Source organism: Trichococcus patagoniensis (assembly GCF_003051085.1).
Classification (GTDB): Bacteria; Bacillota; Bacilli; order Lactobacillales; family Aerococcaceae; genus Trichococcus; species Trichococcus patagoniensis.
Genome location: NZ_QAOM01000008.1, coordinates 119,489 through 145,305, shown reverse-complemented (window position 1 = coordinate 145,305; position 25,817 = coordinate 119,489). Strand labels below are relative to the sequence as shown.

Genomic DNA, 25,817 nt, shown 5'->3' with positions numbered 1-25,817 from the left:
GAGAAGGAATCCTTTATGTCCAACGAGAAAATGTATATGACTGTCGATGGCAATACTGCCGCAGCCTATACATCTTACGCTTTTACAGAAATTTCCGGGATTTATCCCATTACACCCTCTTCCCCGATGGCCGATGCTGTCGATCATTGGTCTCAGGAGGGCCGCAAGAACATCTTTGGCCAAACCGTGAAAGTCACCCAAATGCAATCCGAGGCCGGAGCAGCGGGCACTGTTCACGGAGCGCTGCAAGCTGGCGCTTTGGCGTGTTCCTATACCTCATCGCAAGGATTGTTGCTGATGATACCCGACCTATACAAAATGGCCGGGCAACTGTTGCCCTCCGTCATCCATGTTGCCGCTCGTGCGCTGGGGGGCCATGCGCTTTCCATCTTCGGCGACCACTCGGACGTGATGGCCTGCAGACAGACGGGCTATGCTTTATTGGTATCCTCCAGTGTACAGGAAGCGGCGGATTTGGCAGGTGTAGCCCATTTGGCGGCTATTAAAGGTCGCGTGCCGTTTCTGCATTTCTTTGACGGATTCCGGACTTCGCATGAAATCCAAAAAATCGAGGTTCAATCGTATGACGACCTAGCGGAAATGCTGGATCAGGATGCTTTGAAAGCGTTCCGTGACCGCAGCCTTAGCCCGAACCATCCGACATTGCGTGGAACGGCTCAGAATCCCGACGTCTTTTTCCAGACCAAGGAAGCCGCGAACAGGTATTATGATGCTGTTCCGGGAATTGTCGAAGGCTACATGGAAAAAATGAACCAATTGACCGGCCGGGACTACCGCCTGTTCAATTATTACGGTGCTACGGATGCCGAGCGGGTCATCATCTGCATGGGCTCCGTGTATGAAACAGCCTGCGAAACGGCGGATTACCTGAATCGGTTAGGGGAAAAAGTGGGTGTCCTCAATGTGCATCTTTACCGACCATTCAGCGTCGGGCACTTTATGAAGGCTTTACCGGACTCCGTAAAACGGATTGCGGTTCTCGACCGCACGAAAGAAGCCGGCTCCATCGGCGAACCGCTCTTTTTGGATGTCGTAGCGGCCTTCAACAATCGCCTTGACCGTCCGATGATCATCGGCGGCCGTTATGGCTTGGGTTCAAAGGACACAACACCGGAGCAGCTGTTCGCAGTCTATAAAAACCTGAAGCAAGAGGAACCGAAGCATCCATTCACGATCGGCATCAACGATGATGTCACACACTTGTCGCTTGCGATTGATGAACAGATCGACGTCCGCAAGGAAGGCACATTCGAAGCACAGTTCTGGGGATTCGGTTCCGACGGGACGGTCGGTGCCAACAAAAATTCGATCAAAATCATCGGGGACCATACCGATATGCATGTTCAGGCTTATTTTTCCTACGATTCGAAAAAATCGGGGGGCGTAACGATTTCCGATCTGCGCTTCGGCAAGGAACCGATCCATGAGCCTTATCTGATCGAAAAGGCTGATTTTGTGGCTTGCCACAACCATGCCTATGTAAAAAAATACGACATGCTGAAGAACCTGAAACCGGGCGGCGCGTTCCTGTTGAACACCAATTGGCGCGCCGAGGATCTTGAAACGCGTTTGCCTGCCAAGATGAAGCGGTACATCGCAGAAAACAAGATTGACTTCTATATGATCGACGCCATCAACCTCGCCAAGGAAATCGGGCTGGGAGGACGGATCAACACGATCTGTCAAGCGGCTTTCTTCAAAATCCTGCCGGTCATACCTGCTGAAGAGGCAATGCAGTACATGAAAGACGCGGCCCGCAAATCATACGGGCACAAAGGCGAAGCAATCATTTCCATGAACGAGCAAGCGATCGACGCCGGCATGGAAGGTGTCCAAAAAATCAGTATTCCGGATAGCTGGAAGGATGCGCAAGATGAGCCGGAAGTATTGGGGGATGAACCGGATTTTGTCCGCAACATCGCCAATATGATGGAGCGGATGGAAGGCAACCAATTGCCTGTCAGCGCCTTTTTGGACCGGGCTGACGGGACTTTCCCACAGGGGACGACGCAATACGAAAAACGCGAAATCGCCGTCCAGATCCCGATCTGGAACCCTGAGGAATGCATCCAGTGCAATCAATGCTCCTTCGTTTGTCCGCATGCCGCTATCCGACCGTTCCTGGCCACCGAAGACGAAGCAGCCCATGCCCCTGAAGGCGTGGAATTCCTGGATGGGATGCGCCCATACAAAGACTACAAATACCGCATTCAAGTGTCCGCTGCCGACTGCACGGGCTGCGGCATCTGCGTCTTGACCTGTCCTGCCCGCAAAAAAGCGATCGAGATGAAAAACCGCGAGGATCATCTGGAGGAAAACAATAACTGGGATTACATGATCCGTCTGCCGCACAAGCAAAATCCTGTCGGCATCAGCACGGTGAAAGGCAGCCAATTCGAAAAACCGTTGTTCGAATTTTCAGGCGCCTGCGCCGGCTGCGGCGAAACGCCATACATCAAATTGGTCACCCAAGTGGTGGGCGATCGCATGCAGATCGCGAATGCGACGGGCTGCTCGTCCATCTACGGGGGCTCTGCTCCTTCCACACCGTATACGACAAATGAATCCGGCTGCGGACCGTCTTGGGCAAACTCCTTATTGGAGGATAATGCGGAATTCGGCCTAGGGATGCACCATGCGACGAAACAACTGCGCCAACGGACGCTGGCATTGACAGGGGAGCTCTTGACCCTGCAAATCGACGATTCGCTCAGAACTGCTGCTACAGCCTGGACTGAGGGATTCAACGACAAAAACAGTGCCCGCAAATTAGCCGAAGCGTACATCAAAGCTTTGGAAACTGCGGAAACAACGGATCAGAAAATCAAACAAGCGGTAAACGATCTGCTTGGCTATAAGGACTATCTGATGAAGCGTTCCACTTGGATGATCGGCGGCGACGGCTGGGCGTATGATATCGGCTTCGGCGGGATCGACCACGTTCTAGCAAGCGGGGAAGATGTGAATATCCTCGTGCTGGATACCGAAGTCTATTCCAACACAGGCGGACAGGTTTCGAAATCATCGAACCTGGGTGCCATCGCTGAGTTCGCTTCCGGCGGCAAATCCGTCCGCAAGAAAGACTTGGGCATGATGATGATGAATTACGGGTACGTCTATGTCGCCCAGATAGCGATGGGTGCGAATCCTCGGCATACCTTGAAAGTCATCTCCGAGGCGGAAGCCTACGACGGCCCTTCCATCGTCATCGCCTACTCGCCTTGCATCAGCCACGGCATCAAGTGCGGGTTGACCGTATCGCAGGAACACGAAAAAGATGCAGTGGATGTCGGTTATTGGCACCTTTACCGCTTCCACCCTGAAAACAAACTGAAAGGGAAAAACCCATTCAAATTGGATTCCAAAGAACCGCAGTTTGAACGTTTCCAGGATTTCCTGATGGAAGAAGTCCGCTACTCTTCGTTGTATAACCAGTATGATGCTGAGCATGTACAGGCGATCTTCGACGAAAGCCTCTTAGCTGCTAAAGACCGTTACCAATCCTATGCACGATTGGAATCCTATACCGACTAACTTATTTTGGACCAGTTACCGTTCTTTAATGGTGACTGGTCTTTTTTGTTCTCTCCATGCGTTATTCTAAGTGAATCGCGCCCGTAATATTTTGAGAAAAGGTGTATGGAAGGCTATAATGAAGGAAAGGAAGCGCTTTTTCAAGGCGGGTTTGTAAAGAAAGCGAGGAAACGCCATGACGGCAGAGGTAGGGGTATTGAACGCGAACGGATTGGTGCTGGCGGCGGATTCTGCTCTGACGATGGGGAACAGCGAACAAATGAAAATATTCAATTCCGGCAATAAGATTTTTTCTCTCGGGCCGAGCCATTCGATCGGCATCATGATGTTCGGCAATGTTCAATTCATGGGAATCCCCTGGGAGATCATCGTGAAAGGCTTCCATCAGAAAATAGGGGCTCGACCGTTGGATGCGGTCGGGGATTACTGTACCGAATTCTTCAATTATCTTGAGAGCGTGGATGAAATCTACTCTTCGATCTACACAGAAGTGCTCATCATCGGGTATGCGGAAAATGTCTGCAATATTTTGGAGAATACGACTTATGTACCGTCACCCGGCGCTTTCACTCTGGCGGATTACCAAAAAGCTGTCGAGGAAAAGATTCCCGCCTTGCTGAAAGAAAGCGAAAAAATGAAGAGCATCACCAAAAAGGCGCCGATCAAAATTTTCTCCGATCGTTACGGAGAGAAGCTGGATGAGGTTTTTAAGGAGCTTTTCGATACCGTGTTCCTGGGTTTAAACCTCTATGATAAATTTAAGCCGGATCTTTATAAAATCGTGCGGAATTATGTATACAGCGACAGTTACTATCCCGACACCTATTCCGGACTGGTGATTGCCGGCTTCGGCTTCGATGAGCTGTTCCCCAGCATCTATCAGTACGACATATCTGGTGTCATCGATAAAGTGATTAAGAAACGGCTGAATGTACGCCAGATTGTGATGAACGATTTTGCTGAAGACAGATGTTCTTCGGCTATTGTCCCGTTTGCGCAACAGGACATGGTCCATACGGTCATAAACGGCATAGCGCCGGATTTGGAGGCCGACCTTGGGGAATTGCTCCGCGCCACACTCGAAAAACTTATTTCGGAACTGACCGAGAAAAAGTTACTGAAGGAAAGCGATGCTCCGGAAATCAACAAACTGAAGGCGACGCTGATCGAATCTGGTCTGAATGCCTTCGACAATATGAAGCAGGAACGGCATTTGACCCCCGTATTGATGACGATCGATTCGATGCCGAAGGAGGAACTTGCTCTGATAGCGGAAACGCTGGTCAATATCACGTCCTTCAAAGGGAAAATCTCCTTTTCGATGGAAACGGTCGGCGGGCCGATCGATGTGCTCCTGATCACGAAAGGGGATGGTCCGGTCTGGGTCAAGCGGAAAAACTCCTTCAATCCCGACATCAATCGCCTACGCTGATTGGGCAGAAAATTTTTCCCAAAATTTCCGGAATTGGTGTAAAATGAATGAAATGAGCTATATGGAAGGTGTTATTATGTATCTGAATATTCAAGAAACGGCCGATTATCTGGAAGTGCCGATCAGCGAAATCCAGCGTTTGATCCGCGAGCGCCAAATCCGTACAATTTGCGTGGATGATGACATACTGCTGAACCGCGATCAGTTCAATTTTTTCATTGAACAAAGGGAAAAGTACAAACACGAATTGGAGGCCTATTTGAATACACCGCTTCCGGAAGATCCCGACATCAAGGATGAGGATTGAAAAAAGCAACGAACGCTCTTATTGATGAGAGTTCGTTGCTTTTTTCGTTTAGGAAGGTAATGATTTGGGAGTTTACGTGTTTTGTTTTCGTCTGTATTCACTCCGCGAGAGGCCGTTTGTTTCCGCATTCTCGATTGCTGGCTGATCCGAGGTGAAGACAGCTTTCGTTTGTTTGGCATTCTGCTTGGCGGGCTTTTTTTTGTTTTGGAATTTGCCCGATTTGAACAGATCCAGCGCCAGGAAGATTGCGGCTGCGATGAAGAGACCGAACGAAAGGGTGCCCATCCACCCGGAAACACCCAAAAGGTCATCCAGCGTTGTCCGGAGATGGATGTATCTAAACAGTGCCCCCAAACCTGCGCACAGGATCGCCCGTTTGGTGTTGCCGCTGGCCAGTTTCAAGCGTTTGTTGCCCTCCATAAGAATACTGAAGACAGCAATCGCATAACTGGCGAGTGCGGCATACAAAAGCAGGCCGTTCTGCCCGGTGGTGTTCGCCAAAAAGTCGCCGGCCACCGTTTGCGTATCCAGAAAAAGAAATAATGTGCCGAACAGTGCGCCGAGCACGCCGTTTCTGAAATGCGTGCCTTGCTTCTTCAGGAGTTTGTTCAGATTGGCTGAAAAGGACAAGGCCGCCAGAGTGTAGCAACCGATAGCCAAATAGAGTGTCAAATCAGAAACGCCTGTTCTGGCAGCTATGAATTGATCGCTGGCTGTTTGGGTGTGCAGATAGAGGAAACCGGTCCCCAGAATCAAGCCGGATACGCCGCTGCGGAATCGGGCATTCGCTTCGCGTTTCTGCTTGCTTTTTCCAACCAGGACCTTGAGAGTGGCAAGGCCTAAAAATGCGACCGAAAGGTAAAAGCCAAGGTCAGGAATGCCGATGATGCTGCCGATAGCAGTAGCCTGCTGCAGGTATCCGAATAGCACGCCGAGAAATACTGATGTGAATGGAAAAATGGATTCCTTGCCGTTGCGTTTTTTTATGATATGGACAAACGTCAGGACAAGAAGAAAAACGATGATGATCGGGTAGGTCATACAAATCCCCCTTGCATGTCAATTTACTCAGAACAACCGTTGCAATGAAACTGCTTTTGTTGTTCAGGAGCATTCAATGGACATCATAACACAGATTTATGATGCATTTGTTTCGGAATGACGATTCTTTTGTTAAGAAAGTATGACCGGGCAAATGTATTGTTTAAAATAAAGCGCGCATAAAATAGCAATTGACACAGAAACAGCAGGCCACCCATAAAAAAGGGCCTGCTGTAATTTTTTGAACTTTCAATATTCGGGGGGCGAATCTTCCGTATCATCAGGCAACGCATCATCCCAGCTTGTATCGATCGCATATTCTGACCCAAAGTCTTCATATTCCGTGTCGAAAATATCGGAGTCGCCCAACTGAGATAATGCAAAGTTGATCAAACGGATCAAATCTTGTGTGTCCGTCAGTTTCAATTTATCCCGATTCTGCAGAATCGTGGTGCGGTCCTCCATTTCATCGGGGCTGGCGTTTTCCGCGGCTACACAAATCGGATAGCTGCAATCTTCTCGAGGCGCAACCATTTCCTTGAGTTGAATATCCACTTCTATGACGGCATCCGTGAAATAGATGTAGGTAGCTGCATCATCGATGTCAGTGAAATATTTCTGCAGCGTTTGGTCTTCATTTTCCGCGCTGTCGTTTTCATCGTAATTGTCGTAATCAGTTTCTTCGAGTTCATTCACTTCTTCACGGTTCTCATCGTAATATTCCCCGAAGTCGCTTTCGTCCGTATAATCTTCCACGATGTCCAAAGGCGTCTCCTCGATGATGATGGGAAGGAGGTCTGTGCCGCCGGAGCGCGTGATTTCAAAACGGTGTTCGAAAAATCCGCTCCAACTGAAGGCTGCCTGGATGATGCTGTTGAAGTCGTAAAAAGTCTCATCGCTGTTCACCTGGATATCCCGCCATATAGGCACGCCGATGTCGCGAACAGCAATCCTGAATTCATAAATCATCTTGACCACTCCTATTCTCTTATTTATTCCAGTATAACGCTTTATTGAGGGTACGGGCAAAGAATACCGTATGGCTTTTAATAGAGAAGTGGACACACGAGGGTATAGTGAGGATCAGGGGAAATCAGATAGCTTACGATCCCGATAGGCAGACTTGCAATTACTCGTATGGAAAATAATACGGATCCGGTAAAACTATATGAGCCACATTACGGTCGAGCAATCAATATTCCATCTCCGAAAATCTATGGTACACTGATATTGTTGTTTGAATCAGCCTTCATTTATTCAAAATTACTAAATCGTCATCAATTTTTACTTTCAGAAACGGAGAGGATCAGTTGCAGAATTTTTCCATTGCGTTGAATGCGGTAATGCCTTTATTATTGTACATGTTGATCGGACAGGGATTGCTGCGTGCCAACCTATTGGATGGCACGACTTATCAAAAATTGAACAATGCCATTTTCCGGTTCTTTTTGCCGATCAATCTCCTGATGAACGTTTACGAAGCGGACGTGAGAAGCACCTTCAGAGTGGATGTGCTCTTGTTCGCTGTCGGCCTCACCTTAAGCGTCTTCCTCCTTTTTGCTATATTCATTCCGCGGATCGAAAAGGACAATGCCAAACGCGGGGTGATGCTGCAAGGGACATTCCGTTCCAATTTTGTCCTGTTCGGCTTGCCTATCGCTACTTCATTGTTGTCGGAAAGCCAATTGGGGATGACATCGATACTGATTGCGGTCATCGTTCCTTTGAATAATGTTCTGTCGGTTGTGGCGCTATCCATCTATTCGGATCATAAAATCCAACCCGTTCGGATACTCTTGGATATCCTTAAGAATCCGATGTTCCTCGGTACAATCATCGGAATACTGATCAGCTTTTCCGGATTGAAATTTCCTCTGTTCCTCGACGATACGCTGAGCGGAATCAGAGGGCTAGTCACACCTTTGGCACTGATAGTCATGGGCGGCACTTTCCGCTTTGATGCCTTGAAGAATGCGCGGATCCAACTGGCAATAACTGTATTCTTCAAATTGGTTTTGATCCCGATAATCGGTCTGACGCTGGCTGTCTTTTACGGATTGACCGGAGAAAATCTGGTGCCGATGATGACGTTGTTGGGTGGACCGACAGCCGTATCCAGCTACACGATGGCGCAACAAATGGGTGGGGACCCGGATTTGGCGAGTCAAATCGTCGTTTTCACTACCATCTTTTCGATGTTTAGTTTGGTCGTGTTCATAACGGTCCTGAAATCATTATTTTTGATTTGAATAAAATGTAAGGAAACAAGAGCCTGCGGCAGAAGCAGATTCTTGTTTCCTTTTTTGTCCATTCGCGTTCGCCTATGGCCCGGTGAAAGCTTATAATGGATGTAGAAGGACCACGACCACCTTAGGACAGGAGACGATAAAGATGATCATCATCGGAATAACCGGCGGATCGGGAGCCGGCAAAACAACCGTAGCAAAAACGATTGCGAAAAGACTGGGCAAGGGCAACGTTGTCTATGTGTCGCAGGATTGGTATTACAAGGATCAGACGCATCTGAGCGTAGCAGAGCGTGTAAACCTGAATCTAGATCATCCTAACGCGTTCGATAACAAACTGTTGATTTCAGATTTGGCAAAACTCCGTTCAGGGCAAGACATCGAGGCACCCATCTACGATTTCAGTATCCAAGCGCGTTCGAAAAAGACGACCCCGATCGAGTCGAAGCCAGTCGTCATCCTGGAAGGAATCCTGATTTTGGCCATACCCAAACTGGTTTCCATGATCGACATCAAGGTATTTGTCGATGCGGAACCGGATATACGTCTGATCAGGAGAATCGAACGGGACATCCGTGAGCGCAACAGCACGTATGAAAGCACGATCGCCCGCTATCTGACGACCGTCAAACCGATGCACGATGCCTTCATTGAGCCATCGAAAATCCAGGCGGATATCATCGTTCCGCGCGGGGGCCAGAATGACATCGCCACCGACATGTTGGGGGATTTGGTGGAACACTATAGCCATCACCATGTCTAAAGAGCGGGACGGTCCCAATAGATAAATCTCAAAAAAACATTTCATGAAAAAAGCATTAGAAATAGACAAGAAAACAGAAATAGTATATAGTGTTCCTATGCAGTAATACTACTGTCAAAAAAGCAGAACACGCATCGAAATGAGAGGATCTATTCAGTGGATAACACAGAATTGTTGACCCGATTTAACCTTACCAGGCATGAAGCGACCATCTACTTGACTTTGCTTGCGGATGGGGACCTGAATGGCTATGAAGTATCGAAAATAACCGGCATTTCGCGCTCGAACGCCTATGCATCATTGGCTTCGTTGGTCGAAAAAGGAGCAGCCTTCATCATTGAAGGCGAGACAACCCGGTACACCCCCGTGCCCGTGGAAGAGTTCTGTGGAAACAAAATCCGCTCTCTTCAGGAAACGAAGCAGGAATTGATAAAGAACATCCCCCAAAGGAGAGAAGATGCCGAGGGTTACATAACCATCACAGGCGAACACCGCATCATGGATAAAATGCGCAATATGATATCCGAATCAAAGTCCCGCGTGTACTTGTCCGTCTCGGGGAATATCCTGCCGGCTCTTTTGGCTGAAATGCAGGCAGCACATCAGCGCGGCATAAAATTGGTCGTCATAACCGATACGCCGTTTCCTCAAGAGGGGATGACTGTCCATCTTCTGGAGAAGCCGAAGAAGCAAGTCAGGATCATCGTGGATTCCACGACGGTTCTGACTGGAGATATCGATGAGGGCGAGTTTTCCACTTGCCTGTACTCCGGAAAGAAAAATGTAGTTGATTTATTGAAAGAATCGTTGCAGAACGAAATCAAAGTAGTCGAAATGATGAGAGGATTTGAAGCGAAATGACAAAAAAAGTATTTGTTGAAAAAGAGCAATTGGAAGAAATCGTGCAACAGTATCCGACACCCTTCCATTTATATGATGAAAAAGGTATCCGTGAGAATGCGCGCAAATTGAATGCGGCTTTCTCCTGGAACAAAGGCTTCAAAGAATACTTCGCCGTGAAAGCAACACCTACCCCGGCCATTCTGCAGATTCTTAAGGAAGAAGGCTGTGGCGTTGACTGTTCAACTTATACAGAGTTGATGATGTCCGATGCGCTCGGCTTCAAAGGCGAAGAAATTATGTTTTCCTCAAACGTGACGCCTAAGGAAGATTTCCAATTCGCCCGCGAACTGAATGCGACCATCAATTTGGACGACATTACCCACATCGATTTCTTGGAAGAAGCAGCCGGATTGCCGGAAACGGTCAGCTGCCGATTCAATCCAGGTGGCGAGTTTACGATCAATAATGAAATCATGGACAAACCCGAAGACGCAAAATACGGATTCACACGCCCACAATTGACGGAAGGCTTCAAAAAATTGATGGCAAAAGGCGTGAAACACTTCGGATTGCATTCGTTCTTGGCCAGCAACAACGTAGCGGATGAGTATTATCCGATCCTGGCAGGCATCCTGTTCCAGACGGCTGTTGAACTGAAGGAAGAAACCGGAGCGGATATCACTTTCATCAACCTTTCAGGCGGAATCGGAATCCCTTACCTTCCGGAACAAAAAGCTGCGGATGTAGCAAAAATCGGTGAAGGTGTCCGCAAGGCATTTGAAGAGATCTTGGTCCCTGCCGGTCTGGGTGATGTTGCGATCTATACGGAGTTGGGCAGATATATGCTTGGACCATATGGTTGCTTGGTGGCAACGGCTATCCATGAAAAACACATCTACAAAGATTACATCGGCTTGGATGCCAGCGCAGTCAATTTGATGCGTCCGACGATGTACGGAGCGTACCACCATATTTCCGTGATGGGTAAAGAAGAGCAACCGGCTGACCACATGTATGATGTGACCGGCGGCTTATGCGAAAACAACGACAAATTTGCCATCAACCGCATGCTGCCTAAAATCGACATCGGTGACTTGGTCGTGATCCATGACACCGGCGCGCACGGCTTCTCGATGGGGTACAACTACAACGGAAAATTGCGCTCGGCCGAAATCCTCTTGAAGGAAGACGGCGGTACGGAAATGATCCGCCGCGCTGAAACGCCTGCAGATTACTTTGCAACGTTCGACTTCACAGGCCTTTTCAAAGACGTAAAATAAACGGAATCAAATAAGAGGGGCCAACGAGCACAGAAAATGTTCGTTGGCCCCTCTTATTTTGGCTTCGCTTCAAGAAATTGATCTGACTGCATGATATAATGTTCCTTGGATGAAAAAGCAAGGAGTGAAGGATATGTTCCGAAAAGAAACGATCAAGGAAAGCATTTCGGCGCTTCCGTTGAAGCCGGGAGACTATTGCGTCATCACTGGGACTGCCCTGGTGATGCATGGCATAAAAGAGGAAACAAAAGATATCGACATCAGCTGCACAAAGGAAGCGTTCCATACTTTAGCGGATCAAGGATACCAGATCAAACAAGGCGACTTTGCCCGCAAAGTGATCTACAGCGATGATGTGGAAATTTTCGAGGATTGGCATAGAGGGGATATCACGATGATCGAGGAGGTTCCGATTGCGAGCCTGGAATCAGTCATCGTTATGAAGAAACAGCTGGGCAGAGAAAAAGATTGGATCGACATTGCCAAAATTGAAGCGCATCTGGCCCAACAATAAAACCAACCAAAAAGCTGACGAACCGCCCTTGTGCAGGTGATTCGTCAGCTTTTTTGACTATAGGATTTCAAACCAACAATAGTTGCAGCCAAGATGGGGCGAAATAGGCTCCGCCCATTGCAATGAGAAAGATGCCTTTCCAAACGACGGAGGGGATATACGTTTTTGTTGCCAAGGCCGTTCCGTCCCAATGGCTGTCATTCTTCAAAAATAATACGATGAAAAACTGATGGGCCAATCCCAGCATATACCAGATGACGAAACCGGTTGTGATGACATCCACTGATTGATACATCCGCAAGAGAAAGCTGTAGTTGTTCCGGTATAGCAGAACGGCAGCCCCAATGACAATCAGAATGATCAGGTTTTGCCAAAAGCTCTTCTCTATCGCCAACAAATTCGTTAGCAAATAGATGGCCAGGAAAAGCGGAATGATCCATAGCAGCTGTCCTTGCAGATGCAAATAAGCAATTGCCACAAAGAACAGCGCCTGCGATACATAACCGCCCAACAAACTGAATATCATTCCAAACCAACTGCGGTTTCCTATTTCGGCTACACCGAGGATACCGCCGCTTTTGACGATCGAGGGAAGGACATTGAATTTTACCGACTGGATGCTTCCGCCCCATAAGCGCGCAGTCAGAGCATGGCCGCATTCGTGGATGATGACGTTGGGGAGGTCCAGATAAATGCCGAACGTATACGCAAGCATGCCGCGGCTGGAAAATGTGAAATAGGCCACCGCAAAAAAGAGGACAAGCAATACAGGAAAGTCCATCATAATATTATCCTCCTTTCAACAAATGCAGTGATACTCATTCAGAGGATAACATGCAAATTGGATTATTTTGTGAAGATGAAAGGGAGCTATCATAGTTGTTACGAATGAGTCGCTAATAGCGAGAAGCCTTCCTTTCGATGGATCAGAAAGGAAGGCTTCTTATTGTGTGCAGTTAAAGGCGCTTCAGTTATTCGGCTTCAGTCGTAGTGCTGTCATTCCCGCCGAAAAGGTTGGTGAAGAATTGGACGATGGATTCCCAGATTCCCATGCTGTCTTCCTTAAGTTGTCCCTGATCGACATTGCTCCAGGCTGTTTTTGCCTGCTCGAACAATTTCCCGCCAGTGGCTTGCAGTTCTTCACCGAAAGCGGCGATCTGTTCCTTTTGCGCAGTGGTCAGATTGATGTCGCCGAAATTGATCATCAGGTTTTGGATGTTTGCAATGTTGTCGGAGGAGAGGATGGTGTCAAGATTGTAGTTCTTCAGTACATCTTCTACAATCTGGCGGATCTCATCAGCGCCGAGCGAACCGTTATTCGCATCCTTCGCTTCCTGGATATCCTGTTTCATTTCCACGATTGCCGCGTTCATCAATTCATCCGAATAGCCGCTGTTGTCTTGGTTTTCCTCGGTTACAGCAGAAGTGACGGCCAGTTCTTCCTGGGCGACTTCCACAGCTGCTGCATCCAACGTGTTCCCTGAATCAGCAAAAGCCTTGTAAACACCGGCTAATGCTCCTGATCCGTCAACTGTGACTGCGGATGCCACTTTGATGTCCACATCCACTGCACCTGCTGTGATGGCTGCATTCTTATATTGTGCCTCCGTGATGGCGGTAATGGTTGCAGGAGTCAGAATCTCTACCGAAACAGCACCATCGCTGTCGGCAGGTGTGATGTAAGTGCTCGAATAGACTTGACTATAAGGATAATCATCCTGCAGCAAGCCGTTCAGTTCATTGACTGCCACGACCAGCTCGTTCGTTCCCTCGGCTACTCCCAGTGTTTCTCTGGTTTCCTCCAGTTGGGAGGCATTCAGACTTTCGCCGTATGTGAAGATCGGTTCGATTGCGATTTTATCGGCGAACGCTGCCGGAGCGGTAATTCCTAATAAGGTCAACGAAGCCAGACCTACTGTCATCATTTTTTTCAGTTTCATGGTTTAACCTTCTTTCTTTCGTAGCATGCTAGCATTGTATCAAAGATAGGCTACGAAAAGTATTATGATTTCTTTAATTTATTATGAAGTTTAAGCGTCGTAAAGTCAAAGTATTCCGCAAAAAGAGTCTATCGTGCAGCTTCACGCACAGTTGGCCGCAATCTTGCCCGAAATCGTCTGAAAAGTCGTTTCTGCAGCTGGCTAAATGATGAGAATGGACACCAAAATAGGGAACACATGTATAATTGTGTTCCCCGTAAAACGTTGATTTATCAATGCCGAAATGGTATGCTTTTTTTATCGAATTCTACAGAAAACAACCCGATTTTAGCGGGTAAAAAATAGAGGAAACAAGAGGACATTCCATTGAATACCACCCATGCAATCAAAGACATCAGCCAAATCCAAATATTGATGGACGTTTATCCGCCTCAGTCGAAAAATCGCCTACTGCTGGAGTATGCCATCCGCACAGGACTGCGCATCAGCGATATCCTGAACGTGAAGGTAGGGCAAGTGCTGGGGAAAGAGTCGTATCAGATCGTGGAAATGAAAACCGGCAAGAAAAAAGAGTTGGCCATCCATGACCGCTTGAAACAATCCATTTCGGATTATGTGGAAAAGGAGGGACTGGAGGCGTCTGATTATTTGTTCTATTCCAATGCCGACAGGAGCAGCCATATCAAGCGCACGCAGGCACACCGCATCATCGCACATGCCGGTGATATGATTGGCATCACCTTGAGCGCCCATTCGCTTCGGAAGAGCTTCGGTTATCATTCCTACAAGCAGGGCGTCGACATTTCCTTGCTCCAAACGATTTTTCAGCACTCTTCACAAGCGGTCACGCTCCGCTATATCGACATCACCCAAGAGAACATCAACAACGTATACAAACGCGTCGATTTCGGGTTTTAACTCCCATAAAAAAATAACGCATTTTGAGAGAGTTTCGTGATGGTGGGTACGTCATCCTGTTTGAAATCGCCTCAAAATACGTTTCCGCAAAATCAGCAAAAATACCGGAAATCAAGCATACAAAAAAAGTGCACCTCGCCATCCAAATCGGCAGGGTGCACTTTTTGTGAATGTGATATGACTTTATAATCCCATGTCTTTTTTCATTTGCTCGAGTTCATCTTCGACGGATGCCGATCCTTGGCTGGCATATTTTTCTTCCAGCGCTTTTGCTTCGTCGATAGGCGTCATGTTCAACTCGGACATCGCATTCGCTTCGTCCAACAGTTTGTCGGCTTTTTCTTCCATCCGTTCGAAGGAGCTCATGGCACCTTTCGTACTGGCGATGGAATCCGTCGCTTTGTTCAGGGTTTCCTGGGTTTTGGCGACAGCCATCTTGGACTTGATCATTTCACGGCGGGATTTGAGCGTTTCGATGTCGGTTGCCAATTTATCATGCATCTGGCGCATCTTGACAGCATTCTCATGCGCTGAGGCATACGAAGTTGCTAATCCTGCACCGACATTTTCCAATTCCTGCTTTTTGGTCAGGAAGATGCGGGCATCGTTCTCATTGCCGGCTTCCAAGGCTTTTTTGGCATAATCGGTGTATTTGATGACTTCCGCCTGATTTTCATCGACTAAACGCTTGGTCCGGGTCTCTTCCGCCATAACACCGGCCGTGCTTCTTTTGACCTCAGCCAAATCTTCCATCATGTCGCGCAAGTATTGGTCAATCATTTTTGCCGGATTTTCCATTTTGTCGATCAAAGCATTGATGTTTGCGCTGATGATATCCGAAAATCTCTCTAGTATTGCCATTTCTGTTTCCTCCTTATGGGTTCGTGTCTTCCTTGGTTTCGTCTTCTGCCTGCGGGGTAGGGCTGGTATCGACTTGCTGCGGGACATCTGCATCATATTTTTTCGTCAATTCTTCCGTCTCGGTATTGCCGAACGTATCCAACGGTGTTTTCAGAATGTCTTCCGTTTGCTGCGCTTCCAGATTCTTCTGTTTTTTGGCATGCCGCCACCATAAGAACAGCAGGGCGAGCAGAATAATAACACCGAAAATGATCAGAACAGCTATCCATGGGGAACGCGTCACTTCCATGATGCGATCCGCGGAATCCCGGAAAGCATGGCTGAAAAATTCCTCGTCCGTTTTGTTGTCATCATAGTAATAGGAGTCGATATAGTCGAGCAAGACGTCACCGGCTTCTGTATCAATCACGGTGGCCGCTTGCGTGCCGACCACATAATAATCCATGTACATGCTGGACTGATATTCGAAGAAGACCAACAGCAGATGGGCTTCGTCCGTGAAAAGTTCGTCATACAGATTATTGGAGAAGCTTTCCAATTCCTCCATCGAGGGATTCGTCGAACCGTTGACGTCATCCGTCAAGTATAGATAGGGTTGCACGCCGGTTTTCTCGTAGAAATGCTTCATTCCGGAGGTCAATTCCGAGCGATTTCCGATCCATCCGATCGTATCCGTGTAATAATCCGTTTCAGTGACAGAACCGCTTGGTAGGGGCTCCCGTGCCACTGTAGAAAGTGTGATTTCATTGCCACCGCCCGAACCAGAAAGGGAAGATCCCGTATTGAAAGAGAAAATCAAACCGAATACGACAGCCAGAATGATCACGACCAGCGCAATCGTACCGCAGCCTAAACCGCAGCCCGGAGCACCTCTGGGACCTCCACCGGAATAATTGGGACCGCCAGATGATGGCCCTCTGATAATGGGGCCACTCCGCAAAATCGGACCACTTGAACCGGAACGGGGGATATTAAAACCGCCGCCCCCAAACGATCCGCCACCTCGACCGCTTTTGCTGCCACCGAAGGATCCGCCTCCAAAAGAACTGCCGCGACCACCGCTACTGCGGCCTCCGCCACCACGGCTCCCGCCGAAAGAACCACCACCTCCCCGTGATCCGCCACCGCCACCTCTTGCCATAAATACACCTCCTTGAGTACTTATTCGTCTCATCAAAGTCAATCTATCACAGTGCGTAAGCGCTGTCAATTTAAAGCCATTGGATAAATATGACAACACTTACACCCCTCAGAAAAATGCATGTCAGATTTTCTGACGAATAATGTAACAATATCATCGACAAATTCAGAAAGAAACGATAAGATATTCTTACATAGAGTCAACAAATTGTGTGAAGGGAACGGCAGGCTGCATCAGAAACGACCTGTTGCGGGAAAATGCGGAAGGGGTGGGCCAAGTGAAATTGACCGAAGGAACAGAAATAGACGATTTTTTATTTTTGACGATGAATGGGAATTGCGAAAGTTTCCGATCTCAGTTGAAACGCGATTTCACTGCGGTGATTTTCCTGAGACATCTTGGGTGCGGCATGAGTCAGCTGGACATGCTGAAATACCGTGATGCCTATCATTTCCTCAAAAATCAGGGGATCGAGATCATGATGGTGATTCAGGGGACGGAAGCCGCCGTTTCCGAAAGAACTGCGAAAATGAAAATTCCATATACCGTCATAGCAGACCCTGACCAAGCCTTGTACGAACACTTTGATATCCCATCATCGGATTCGATGCGCAATCTTGTTTACGGCGTTTCCGAAGAAAAACTGCTGGAATTCGAATACTACGGGATCGAATGCCAACGTTTTGAGGGGAATGAACTGCAACTGCAAGCGACAATCGTCGTCGACAGGAAAGGGCAAGTTGTTTTGAGCCATTACTCTGAAAACATAAGCGACGTGCCATCTCCATCAGAATTGTACCAAATGCTGCAGGCTGTGCCCGTAAGAAACTGAAAATAGAAAGACAGAACCGAATGCGACCATTTCCCTGGAGAAGGAAAGGGCGCATTCGGCTTTTTTAATGCCTATCATCCAAACGCTATCATTCGTCCAATCCGCTCTCAAGGTGGTAATATATAGGTGTAAACGACACTGGTAGCCTATCTGGAGCGAGGAGTGAATGGTGCTATGAAAAACGTAACAGTCAACAGATTGAAATTGGAGCAATTTTTGCTGGTTCTGAAAGAAAGGGTGACTCCGGAATTCAAGAGTCAAACGGAACAAGAAATCCTGACCTTCATGGAAGAAATCATAACAGAGCAAAGAAAAAATGTGAATTATGATGATTTAATCAGGAAGGTTCAGTCCTATTCAGGTTGTAATCGTGCTTATCTGGAATCTGAGCTGGACATCCGTATGAACAAATTTCCCCATGGTTCTTTAGCCGAACTGGTCGTCAACAGCGTGGATACGGATGATTATCTTACATTGCTGGAAATCGAAAATCCTACTGCATCGGATTTGGAATTTCTTGAGGAAGTCAAAGATAAGCTTTTTGAATATTTCGACTGACAACTGTGATGCTTAATGAGGCTTATCTGTGATTCAGGCGGGATTTTATCCCGTTCGTTCAACGCAGATAAGCCGATTTGTATTTCAGGCTTATAACTAAGACCCGTTATATGGGAGCTCCCATTATTCAAGCCAAATGACTCAAATACCATCGCAAACCTTCCTGTGACTTAAGATTCCTTCAATCGCGGCTCAATAACTTTTATCAGCTGCCCCTTCAACAATAATTATCTGCAGCGACCTGATTATGTTCATGTCAATCTAATCCATAAATGCTTGTTTGTACTGGCTGATCGTCCAGCTAATTATTTTGTTGGATTGCCAGCATTTATAATTTGATTAACCCTAAAGCAACGAATCCAACGGATGAACATGAAAAGTAATGCCTTTGATGCCAATAATTATAAATAGATAACCTGAGGCGATTTCGGACCTACAAAAACGTGAAAAACGGGGGATTATGGCCGCATTAGATCGTATCTGGGAAAATTCTACATTCTAGTTTACATAATATATATTATACAAAGTTAAATATAAAAGTTATAAGAAACCGCAATAATCATATTCATCCTGACAGCACCACGTAAAAATAGCAAAATTGCGAAATAATCAGTATTATCGCAATTTTGCTACATTATGATATTTTTTTGTTATTTATAACTCAGTCCGTGCCAACTTCATCATGCATCGAATCGATCGCTGCGTATAATATTTCCTCCGCAATCAAATCTTTTGAACGCACCGAAATTTGGATCGGTTCTTTATCCGCTTGGTAAATGATCACTTCGTTTGTATCTTTGTTGAATCCTGCATATTCTTTTGAAACGTCATTTGCTACGATCATGTCCGCATTTTTGCGTTTCAGCTTGTCTATCGCATAATGTTCGACTTCATGCGTTTCAGCCGCAAAACCGATCAAAAATTGACCCGTTTTTCTTTTTCCGAGTTCAGCTAAGATATCCGTCGTTTTCTCCAAAACCAGAGTCAAATCCTCGTTCGTTTTCTTGATTTTGATTGTCGCTTGCGTTTTGGGTCTGTAATCAGATACAGCCGCTGCCATGATGACCATATCGACATTGTGAAATTTATCTAAAACTGCTGATTCCATTTCTTTGGACGATTGTACGGATATTGCTTCGACCCCAAAAGGAATCGGCAACAGATTCGTTGCGGTGACCAATGTCACTTCAGCGCCTAAGTCACGGGCAGCTTTCGCCAAACTATAGCCCATTTTACCGGAAGAATCATTGGTGATGAATCTGACCGGGTCTATGCGCTCTTTTGTTCCTCCTGCTGTGATGAGCACCTTTTTGCCTTTCAAAGGCAGTTCTTTGGCGTTATTCAGAACGACCAGCTGCGCTGCCTCTACAATTTTTTCAGGTTCAGGCATGCGCCCTTTCCCTTCGTATCCTTCAGCCAAAAAGCCTGTGTCAGGCTCCATGAGTTCATAGCCATAACTTTTCAGAGCTTCCATATTCCGCACAGTAGCCGGATTCTCCAGCATATGCTGGTTCATGGCAGGCACGATCAGGCGTGGAGCCGTCGTCGCCAACAGCGCGGTCGACACAAAATCATCGGCAATGCCGTTCGCCATCTTGGCGAGGATGTTTGCTGTTGCTGGCGCTACAACGGCAAGCTCCGTCCAGTCAGCCAAATGGATATGGCTGACGAACTGCGCATCTTTTTCATCAAAGGTGTCTGTGTAGACGTCATGCTTGCTCAATACCTGAAAAGTCAACGGTGTAACGAATTCCTGGGCTGAAGCAGTCATCGCAACTTTAACTTCGGCACCCGCTTTGATGAATTTCCTGACGAGATCGGCTGCTTTATAGACTGCAATGCCGCCCGTTACATAGATGGTTACTTTCTTGTTTGTTAACAAATTATACGCCCCGCTTACATTCGACTATTTTCCTTGCTTGTTGCCCTCGCGGCTATCGATGAAGGCTCTTGCCCGGCTGATGAATTCTTTCAACACCTTGATCCGGGCATATTCTTTCTGAGTCCCTTCGACAATAATCCACGGAGCGTCTTTCGTGTCCGTTCTGGCGACCATTTCGTTCATTGCTTTTTCGTATTGCTCGAATTTTTCGTGGTTCCGCCAATCTTCATCGGTCAGTTTGTGATTCTTATCCGGATCATTTTCCCGGTCTTTGAAGCGCTGTTTTTGCTCCTCTTTGTCTATCACGATCAGGAACTTGATGATCAACAAGCCATCATGAACCAAATTATGTTCCATTTCATTGATTTCTTCGTAAGCAGCGGCCCAGCGGTGCTCTGGCGTGAAACCTTCCACCCGTTCCACCAATACGCGGCCGTACCAGCTTCTGTCATAGATGGTCATCTTTCCTTTTACCGGGAAAGTCTGATAGAAACGCCAAAGATAGTTATAACGGCTCTCATTTTCCGTAGGTGCTGCTGTCGTAGCGACATCATAACTGCGGGGATCGATCAACCTTGTCAATCGGCTGATTGCACCCCCCTTGCCGGCTGCATCCGTCCCTTCGAATACAAGGATACACGGGATCTTTTTCAGCCACATTTCGTAGACCAATTCACCCGCTTCTGCCTGTAGTTTCGCCAGCTGCGCCTCATACTCTTCTTCCGTTATGGTAGCTTTCAGATCGACTTTGGCCAATAGCTTTTCCTTCAAGCCGGAGCGGATCGGCACCGGAGGTTTCTTTTCGGTTTGCTCAAGGTGGCTCTTCAAAGTGCTGCTCGCGATGCTTATCGCTTCTCGGGAAGCGTCTTTCAGATCCTCTGAAGAAATCACGTGCCAGGGTGACGCCTCAAAATTGGTCATTCCCAATATTTTGTCGAAGTGTTTCAAATATTTAGTGTACTTTTTGAGTTGTTTCTCATCGTCTTTCGTGATCAAAAATTCTCTGTACGGATCGTCTTTTAGTTTCTCAATCCGTTTTTCCATCGTGTTTTCCGAGTGGTGCAGAAATAATTTCAGGACAATTGTGTTGTCGGCAATCAGCATCCGCTCCAGAAAACTAATATAGCCGAGGTGATGTTCCAGACGTTCATCCTTCACTTTCAAATCGTTCATGAGTTCAGAATAGAAACTGCGATCAAAAAAAGCGATCCGTCCTTTGCCGGGTAAATCCCTCGCGAAGCGCCATAAAAAAGGATGCTTATCATTATCATCCATTGCGTCATCGAAGACGTTTACTTCAAAATAACGCGGATCCAGTTCCCTCGTCAGATCTTTCAATATATGGCCCTTACCAGAGGATTCCCAGCCATCGACAATGATAAGCATGGATGAATCGCTGGTGACCAGTTTCCTTTGCAAAGCGGCCAATTCGCTGCCGAGTTCAGATCTTTTTGTGCCGGATAATGTCGTGTCCTTTTTGTCAAAATCGAAGTCTTTTAACATATGCTACGCCACCTTTTCTGCTTTTCACTATTTTATCACAAAACAGACCGAAGCAAAGTGATACGGATGAGCCGTTACTTGGAATAGATGACTTGAGGGGCTTATTCTGTATAAGGGACAACTTCCAGGGTCACATGATTGTAGTCACCGATGATCTTTGAAACCGGACAACGATTGTGAGCGGATTGCGCAAGTTTCTCGACGTCCGCCAATTCCATGCCTTCTACGGAAACATAAGCCTTCAAATCGAAATAAAAGCCCTTGCGATCGTCTTCCCTGCTGAAATCGACATGCGCTTCCACTTTGCTGCGTGCCGCGGCTCCCCTTGCATTCAGCAAAGCCTCGATAGTCGCATTCAAGCAAGTCGACCAAGCTAAGCCGAATAATTGTTCCGGGTTGAAACCCGGTGAATCCTTCAATGGATCTGATGTCTGCAGAGATGCCCCATCCTTGACATAAGCCGTTCCATTCAATCCCTCATCATTGATGACTTCCGTATGATATAACGAGTTCTTCATATTGAAAATCTCCTTTCCAGCTGCAAAATTATTGGTTCTTTCCTCTATTTTAACATGATTCACCATTTTTAGCTGAAAAAACAGCACCAGAAGTCCACTGAGGGACAATCTGGTGCTGTTTGGGTAGTGCACGATTAAGCTGTGATCAGTTGTTCCAGCAAATCAGGCCGGAATCCGAAAAACGGCTCCACGCCATCAAAGACGACTACCGGCAAAGCTTGGAAACCCAACTCTTTGACTTCCGCCAAGGCCACTTCGGATTCCTGGATATCTTTGATTTCATAACGGATGCTGTTATCATCCAAAAATTTCTTTGTGAAATTGCATTGCATGCAATTTGGTTTCGTGTATACTGTGACATTCTTGTTCGACATGATGGTTCCCTCCATTGATTATCCGATAAAAATCTTATATTCGGATAAAGCTTATGGATACATCATACAGTATTATCGATCAAAAAACAAACCATATCTAGTGGTTTGCGACGAAATGAATCAGTCCAGATCGATGGATAGTTCCTGCGCGGCGGCCAAGGATCTGATTTTTTCATAAACGAAATTCATGCTCGTCGGGAAGAAAAGCATGCTGATGATGGTCCCTTCGCGTACGGTAATGGCTGTGCCAGTGGAGAATGTGATCAGCAAAGCGGCTACAATCAGAAACACATCTACCATTTGGCGCACTTTCCCGAAGTTGAAGCCAAAACGGTTACTAAAGGCCATACAAGCGCCCTCCAAAGGCATATTGATGTAATTCAAGGCCATCATTGATCCGACCCCAATGGCGGCTATGATGCCCCCTAAAATGACCATCGCGATCTTCACCCAATACTGTTCGATCGTCACGCCGGAAAATACCGTATAAAGCATCAGGTTCATCACTTGTCCGAGGATCAATGTGACCGGAATCTGAAACAATTGTCTGAGCGAAAAATCTTTTTTCATCAAAAGCCATTGGATCACTACACATATGATATTCAGTATGATTGCCAGCGTCCCGATTTTGATGCCGGAAAGTTGGTTGATGCTCATGTTAAGGGCTTCGTAGGCACCCACGCCGACGTTGGCTTTTACTGTTATGCTAGCTCCGATAGCGGTTATGATTACCGCCACGATGACCAATAACATGTTCTTTAAATGTTTCGTCATTTTTTCACCTATCCATTCATTATTCTGCCTTGTCATTATAAAGAAAGAAGCAACGAATTGCAATTCGTTGCTTACTTCGGAGCTTCTATTTATTTTGAGTAGACGACTTTTCCGTCCACTAGTGTATAAAGCGTTTCACCTTTGACTTTCCAGCCGGTGAACGGCGTATTTGTCGCTTTGGAAAGGAAGTCTTCGCTGCGGATTTCGTATTCGTTGGACAAGTCGAAGATGGCGATGTCCGCTTGGGAGCCGATATCCAGTGTTCCTGACTCCATACCGAACAATGCCGCTGGCTTGACGGTCATCCAATCAACCAGTTGTTTCAAGGTGAAGACGCCGCCTAAGACGAAGTTGGAATACATCAATTGGAAAGCCGTCTCGATGCCGACGATGCCGAATGGAGCGCCGACCATACCGCCTTGTTTTTCTTCTTCGCCGTGCGGTGCATGATCGGTTGCGATGCAGTCGATTGTGCCATCCAACAAACCTGCGATCAAGGCTGCGCGGTCTTCAGCGCCGCGCAAAGGCGGGTTCATTTTGTAGATGGCGGTATCCGACGGGATGGAACCATCCACCAAAATCAAGTGATGCGGAGCGACTTCGGCAGTGACATGGATCCCAGCACGTTTGGCATCACGGATGACGCGTACGCTTTCTTTCGTGGAAACATGGCAGACATGGTAATGACAGCCTGTTGCTTCCGCCAAAAGCACGTCGCGGGCGATTTGGGTCGATTCGGTAACGCTCAAGATGCCCGGCAGATCCAATTCTTCGGAACGGGTGCCTTTGTGCATCACGCCACCGAACAACAGCGAGTCGTCTTCTGTATGCGCAACAAGAGCGACGTTATTCTTTGCGGACTCCTTCATTGCCAAATACATCGTTCCGGCTGTTTGGACACCCACTCCGTCGTTGGTGAAGGCGAAAGCGCCGGCTTCCAATAATTGCTTCTGATCGGTCAGGACGTCACTGCGCAAGTTCTCGGTGATGGGCGCGTACTGTTTGACTTTGATGATGGCTGTGTCTTTGATCAGCTGTTGGATAGCAGCGAATTTATCAGCCGTATCCGGTACCGGATTCAGGTTCGGCATTGCGCAGACTGTCGTGAAACCTCCGCGGGCGGCTGCCTGTGTCCCTGTTTCGATCGTCTCTTTATAGGTGAAACCCGGTTCACGCAAATGCACGTGCACGTCGACCAATCCTGGAGTCACCAGACCGCCCTTGGCATCGATGACTGTCGCATCCTCAGCCGTTCCTTGCAGATCCTGGCCGATTGCGGCAATTTTATCGTCTTTCACATATATCTCTACAGGAATGAGTTCCTCTTTTTGACCCAACATTTTCGCATTTTTTATCCAAACTGACATGTTATCCCTCCACTGGTGAATTGTTATGATTATATGATTATAGGTTCGCTGTTCTTCCGTTCAGGATAGCTTCCAATATGGCCATTCTGGCAAAGACGCCATTCTTCATCTGTGTCACGATCCGTGAGCGATGGCATTCCACGAGGCTGTCCGCCAATTCCACGTCGCGGTTGACAGGCGCGGGATGCATGATGATGGCTGATTCCTTCATAAGGGCTTCGCGTGCAACTGTCAGTCCGAATTGATCGAGATACTCTGCTTTTGTATAGCGCATTGCTTTTCCGCCATGGCGTTCCGTCTGGACACGGAGCAGCATCATGACATCGACTTCTCCGATGATGTCATCGATTTCCTTGTGCGTGCCGTATTGATCGAAAGTGGGATCGTACCATTCTTTAGGACCCGTGAAATAGACGGTCGCTCCGAGTCGCTGCAGCATCTGCATGTTAGTTTTGGCTACGCGTGAGTGCGACAAGTCGCCGCAGATGGCCACTTTTACGCCGCTGAAAGTATGGAACTCTTCATAAATCGTCAACAAGTCCAGCAAGCACTGGCTCGGATGCTGGCCGGCGCCGTCTCCGCCATTCACGATGGACGCGGTAACGCCCGGGCTTTCGATCAACTCTTTATAGTAGGCTTCTGCACTGTGGCGGATAATGACCACATCCACACCGATTGCCGACAAGGTCAGGACTGTGTCATACAGTGATTCGCCTTTGCTGACGCTGCTTGTCGAAGTGTCAAAACTGATGACTTGCATCCCCAATTTGAGTTCCGCCATTTCGAAACTTTTGTGTGTGCGTGTGCTGTTCTCGAAAAACAAGTTCGAAGCGTAGATTCCAGCAGTCAAATTTCTGTCCGGTAGGACGCCATTTTTGAATTCGGATGCACGCAGGATCAGGGACATGATTTCCAGATTCGTGAGTTCCTCGACACTTACAAAGTTTTTTAATGCGATCTGATTTGTTGTCTGCATCATTTTAAAGCCCTCCAATTAGTTTTTTTGTGAATGGAGGCAAAAAGAACCCGAAGAATTTGTAAGCTCTTCAGGTTCTAGGCCAGCCGCTCCCGGATTTGGATACAGAGAGCGGCCATCTAGTGACCTTGCGGGCCTCACAGGACCCCCTTAAAGTCTCACATTCGCTATTCAGTTGTGCGATAGGATAAA

24 protein-coding genes are annotated in these 25,817 nt (G+C 47.3%); 11 read left to right on the top strand and 13 right to left on the bottom strand.

Annotation, left to right across the window (positions count from 1 at the left end):
- The first annotated feature begins 15 nt into the window (after positions 1-15).
- From nifJ to C8U37_RS07150, 3 genes are all read left to right on the top strand, one after another.
- Positions 16-3,555, top strand: coding sequence for a pyruvate:ferredoxin (flavodoxin) oxidoreductase (gene nifJ / locus C8U37_RS07160; RefSeq protein ID WP_108032575.1), 3,540 nt, complete (start codon positions 16-18; stop codon positions 3,553-3,555).
- 175 nt (positions 3,556-3,730) lie between these two features.
- Complete coding sequence (locus C8U37_RS07155; RefSeq protein ID WP_108032574.1) at positions 3,731-4,987, top strand: hypothetical protein; 1,257 nt, start codon at positions 3,731-3,733, stop codon at positions 4,985-4,987.
- 76 nt (positions 4,988-5,063) lie between these two features.
- Positions 5,064-5,294, top strand: a complete 231-nt coding sequence (locus tag C8U37_RS07150; RefSeq protein ID WP_108032573.1) for a MerR family transcriptional regulator — start codon at positions 5,064-5,066, stop codon at positions 5,292-5,294.
- A 72-nt stretch (positions 5,295-5,366) separates the two neighbouring features.
- Here the strand turns inward: C8U37_RS07150 and C8U37_RS07145 are convergent, their stop codons facing one another.
- Positions 5,367-6,335 carry a hypothetical protein gene (locus tag C8U37_RS07145; protein ID WP_108032572.1) on the bottom strand — a complete coding sequence of 323 codons (969 nt, stop codon included), beginning with the start codon at positions 6,333-6,335 and terminating at the stop codon, positions 5,367-5,369.
- 249 nt (positions 6,336-6,584) lie between these two features.
- Positions 6,585-7,304: an IS1096 element passenger TnpR family protein gene (locus C8U37_RS07140; RefSeq protein WP_108032571.1), complete on the bottom strand. Its 720-nt coding sequence runs from the start codon at positions 7,302-7,304 to the stop codon at positions 6,585-6,587.
- A 341-nt stretch (positions 7,305-7,645) separates the two neighbouring features.
- Between C8U37_RS07140 and C8U37_RS07135 the strand changes: the two genes are divergently transcribed.
- The 5 genes from C8U37_RS07135 (at position 7,646) to C8U37_RS07115 (ending at position 11,981) form a co-directional block, all read left to right on the top strand.
- Entirely contained in the window at positions 7,646-8,584 is a 939-nt protein-coding gene (locus C8U37_RS07135) for an AEC family transporter (RefSeq protein ID WP_108032570.1), read from the top strand.
- Positions 8,585-8,726: 142 nt separating this feature from the next.
- A complete protein-coding gene (udk, locus tag C8U37_RS07130; RefSeq protein WP_108032569.1) occupies positions 8,727-9,344 on the top strand; it encodes a uridine kinase in 618 nt (205 codons plus the stop codon).
- A 156-nt stretch (positions 9,345-9,500) separates the two neighbouring features.
- A complete protein-coding gene (locus C8U37_RS07125; RefSeq protein WP_108032568.1) occupies positions 9,501-10,205 on the top strand; it encodes a TrmB family transcriptional regulator in 705 nt (234 codons plus the stop codon).
- A complete protein-coding gene (locus C8U37_RS07120) occupies positions 10,202-11,467 on the top strand; it encodes a diaminopimelate decarboxylase family protein (protein ID WP_108032567.1) in 1,266 nt (421 codons plus the stop codon). The genes C8U37_RS07125 and C8U37_RS07120 overlap by 4 nt, the downstream gene beginning before the upstream one ends.
- Before the next feature lie 133 nt (positions 11,468-11,600).
- A complete protein-coding gene (locus tag C8U37_RS07115) occupies positions 11,601-11,981 on the top strand; it encodes a hypothetical protein (RefSeq protein WP_108032566.1) in 381 nt (126 codons plus the stop codon).
- 67 nt (positions 11,982-12,048) lie between these two features.
- Here the strand turns inward: C8U37_RS07115 and C8U37_RS07110 are convergent, their stop codons facing one another.
- Both C8U37_RS07110 and C8U37_RS07105 read right to left on the bottom strand, forming a co-directional pair.
- Entirely contained in the window at positions 12,049-12,765 is a 717-nt protein-coding gene (locus tag C8U37_RS07110; RefSeq protein ID WP_108032565.1) for a M50 family metallopeptidase, read from the bottom strand.
- Positions 12,766-12,952: 187 nt separating this feature from the next.
- Positions 12,953-13,921 carry a DUF1002 domain-containing protein gene (locus tag C8U37_RS07105; RefSeq protein ID WP_108032564.1) on the bottom strand — a complete coding sequence of 323 codons (969 nt, stop codon included), beginning with the start codon at positions 13,919-13,921 and terminating at the stop codon, positions 12,953-12,955.
- A gap of 366 nt (positions 13,922-14,287) precedes the next feature.
- On the opposite strand from C8U37_RS07105, the gene C8U37_RS07100 reads away from it, so the two are divergent.
- A complete protein-coding gene (locus tag C8U37_RS07100) occupies positions 14,288-14,839 on the top strand; it encodes a tyrosine-type recombinase/integrase (RefSeq protein WP_108032563.1) in 552 nt (183 codons plus the stop codon).
- Positions 14,840-15,022: 183 nt separating this feature from the next.
- Here the strand turns inward: C8U37_RS07100 and C8U37_RS07095 are convergent, their stop codons facing one another.
- Positions 15,023-15,700 carry a PspA/IM30 family protein gene (locus tag C8U37_RS07095; protein ID WP_108032562.1) on the bottom strand — a complete coding sequence of 226 codons (678 nt, stop codon included), beginning with the start codon at positions 15,698-15,700 and terminating at the stop codon, positions 15,023-15,025.
- Between the two features lie 13 nt (positions 15,701-15,713).
- Positions 15,714-16,841, bottom strand: coding sequence for a hypothetical protein (locus C8U37_RS07090; protein WP_211306149.1), 1,128 nt, complete (start codon positions 16,839-16,841; stop codon positions 15,714-15,716).
- A 211-nt stretch (positions 16,842-17,052) separates the two neighbouring features.
- Here C8U37_RS07090 and C8U37_RS07080 point away from each other — a divergent pair, with 211 nt between their 5' ends.
- Both C8U37_RS07080 and C8U37_RS07075 read left to right on the top strand, forming a co-directional pair.
- Entirely contained in the window at positions 17,053-17,673 is a 621-nt protein-coding gene (locus C8U37_RS07080; protein WP_108032561.1) for a redoxin domain-containing protein, read from the top strand.
- A 174-nt stretch (positions 17,674-17,847) separates the two neighbouring features.
- A complete protein-coding gene (locus C8U37_RS07075) occupies positions 17,848-18,231 on the top strand; it encodes a hypothetical protein (RefSeq protein WP_108032560.1) in 384 nt (127 codons plus the stop codon).
- A 661-nt stretch (positions 18,232-18,892) separates the two neighbouring features.
- Here C8U37_RS07075 and coaBC read toward each other — a convergent pair.
- The 7 genes from coaBC to C8U37_RS07040 form a co-directional block, all read right to left on the bottom strand.
- Complete coding sequence (gene coaBC, locus C8U37_RS07070) at positions 18,893-20,113, bottom strand: bifunctional phosphopantothenoylcysteine decarboxylase/phosphopantothenate--cysteine ligase CoaBC (protein ID WP_108032559.1); 1,221 nt, start codon at positions 20,111-20,113, stop codon at positions 18,893-18,895.
- 24 nt (positions 20,114-20,137) lie between these two features.
- A complete protein-coding gene (locus tag C8U37_RS07065; protein ID WP_108032558.1) occupies positions 20,138-21,616 on the bottom strand; it encodes a phosphate:AMP phosphotransferase in 1,479 nt (492 codons plus the stop codon).
- Between the two features lie 101 nt (positions 21,617-21,717).
- Entirely contained in the window at positions 21,718-22,134 is a 417-nt protein-coding gene (locus C8U37_RS07060) for an OsmC family protein (RefSeq protein WP_108032557.1), read from the bottom strand.
- A 134-nt stretch (positions 22,135-22,268) separates the two neighbouring features.
- Entirely contained in the window at positions 22,269-22,508 is a 240-nt protein-coding gene (nrdH, locus tag C8U37_RS07055) for a glutaredoxin-like protein NrdH (protein WP_108032556.1), read from the bottom strand.
- A gap of 120 nt (positions 22,509-22,628) precedes the next feature.
- A complete protein-coding gene (locus C8U37_RS07050) occupies positions 22,629-23,282 on the bottom strand; it encodes a YczE/YyaS/YitT family protein (RefSeq protein WP_170100214.1) in 654 nt (217 codons plus the stop codon).
- An 89-nt stretch (positions 23,283-23,371) separates the two neighbouring features.
- Positions 23,372-24,649, bottom strand: coding sequence for a dihydroorotase (locus C8U37_RS07045; protein ID WP_108032554.1), 1,278 nt, complete (start codon positions 24,647-24,649; stop codon positions 23,372-23,374).
- A gap of 37 nt (positions 24,650-24,686) precedes the next feature.
- Positions 24,687-25,628, bottom strand: coding sequence for an aspartate carbamoyltransferase catalytic subunit (locus C8U37_RS07040; RefSeq protein ID WP_108032553.1), 942 nt, complete (start codon positions 25,626-25,628; stop codon positions 24,687-24,689).
- Positions 25,629-25,817: the final 189 nt, after the last annotated feature.

Excerpts from the sequence above, each read along its gene's own strand:
- C8U37_RS07095 (WP_108032562.1), bottom strand. The coding sequence starts at position 15,700 with ATGGCAATACTAGAGAGATTTTCGGATATCATCAGCGCAAACATCAAT.
- C8U37_RS07040 (WP_108032553.1), bottom strand. The coding sequence starts at position 25,628 with ATGATGCAGACAACAAATCAGATCGCATTAAAAAACTTTGTAAGTGTC.
- C8U37_RS07065 (WP_108032558.1), bottom strand. The coding sequence starts at position 21,616 with ATGTTAAAAGACTTCGATTTTGACAAAAAGGACACGACATTATCCGGC.
- C8U37_RS07075 (WP_108032560.1), top strand. The coding sequence starts at position 17,848 with ATGAAAAACGTAACAGTCAACAGATTGAAATTGGAGCAATTTTTGCTG.
- C8U37_RS07120 (WP_108032567.1), top strand. The coding sequence starts at position 10,202 with ATGACAAAAAAAGTATTTGTTGAAAAAGAGCAATTGGAAGAAATCGTG.
- nifJ (WP_108032575.1), top strand. The coding sequence starts at position 16 with ATGTCCAACGAGAAAATGTATATGACTGTCGATGGCAATACTGCCGCA.
- C8U37_RS07150 (WP_108032573.1), top strand. The coding sequence starts at position 5,064 with ATGTATCTGAATATTCAAGAAACGGCCGATTATCTGGAAGTGCCGATC.
- C8U37_RS07115 (WP_108032566.1), top strand. The coding sequence starts at position 11,601 with ATGTTCCGAAAAGAAACGATCAAGGAAAGCATTTCGGCGCTTCCGTTG.
- C8U37_RS07090 (WP_211306149.1), bottom strand. The coding sequence starts at position 16,841 with ATGGCAAGAGGTGGCGGTGGCGGATCACGGGGAGGTGGTGGTTCTTTC.
- C8U37_RS07060 (WP_108032557.1), bottom strand. The coding sequence starts at position 22,134 with ATGAAGAACTCGTTATATCATACGGAAGTCATCAATGATGAGGGATTG.
- C8U37_RS07110 (WP_108032565.1), bottom strand. The coding sequence starts at position 12,765 with ATGATGGACTTTCCTGTATTGCTTGTCCTCTTTTTTGCGGTGGCCTAT.
- C8U37_RS07155 (WP_108032574.1), top strand. The coding sequence starts at position 3,731 with ATGACGGCAGAGGTAGGGGTATTGAACGCGAACGGATTGGTGCTGGCG.
- C8U37_RS07045 (WP_108032554.1), bottom strand. The coding sequence starts at position 24,649 with ATGTCAGTTTGGATAAAAAATGCGAAAATGTTGGGTCAAAAAGAGGAA.
- nrdH (WP_108032556.1), bottom strand. The coding sequence starts at position 22,508 with ATGTCGAACAAGAATGTCACAGTATACACGAAACCAAATTGCATGCAA.
- udk (WP_108032569.1), top strand. The coding sequence starts at position 8,727 with ATGATCATCATCGGAATAACCGGCGGATCGGGAGCCGGCAAAACAACC.
- C8U37_RS07105 (WP_108032564.1), bottom strand. The coding sequence starts at position 13,921 with ATGAAACTGAAAAAAATGATGACAGTAGGTCTGGCTTCGTTGACCTTA.
- C8U37_RS07050 (WP_170100214.1), bottom strand. The coding sequence starts at position 23,282 with ATGACGAAACATTTAAAGAACATGTTATTGGTCATCGTGGCGGTAATC.
- C8U37_RS07145 (WP_108032572.1), bottom strand. The coding sequence starts at position 6,335 with ATGACCTACCCGATCATCATCGTTTTTCTTCTTGTCCTGACGTTTGTC.
- C8U37_RS07140 (WP_108032571.1), bottom strand. The coding sequence starts at position 7,304 with ATGATTTATGAATTCAGGATTGCTGTTCGCGACATCGGCGTGCCTATA.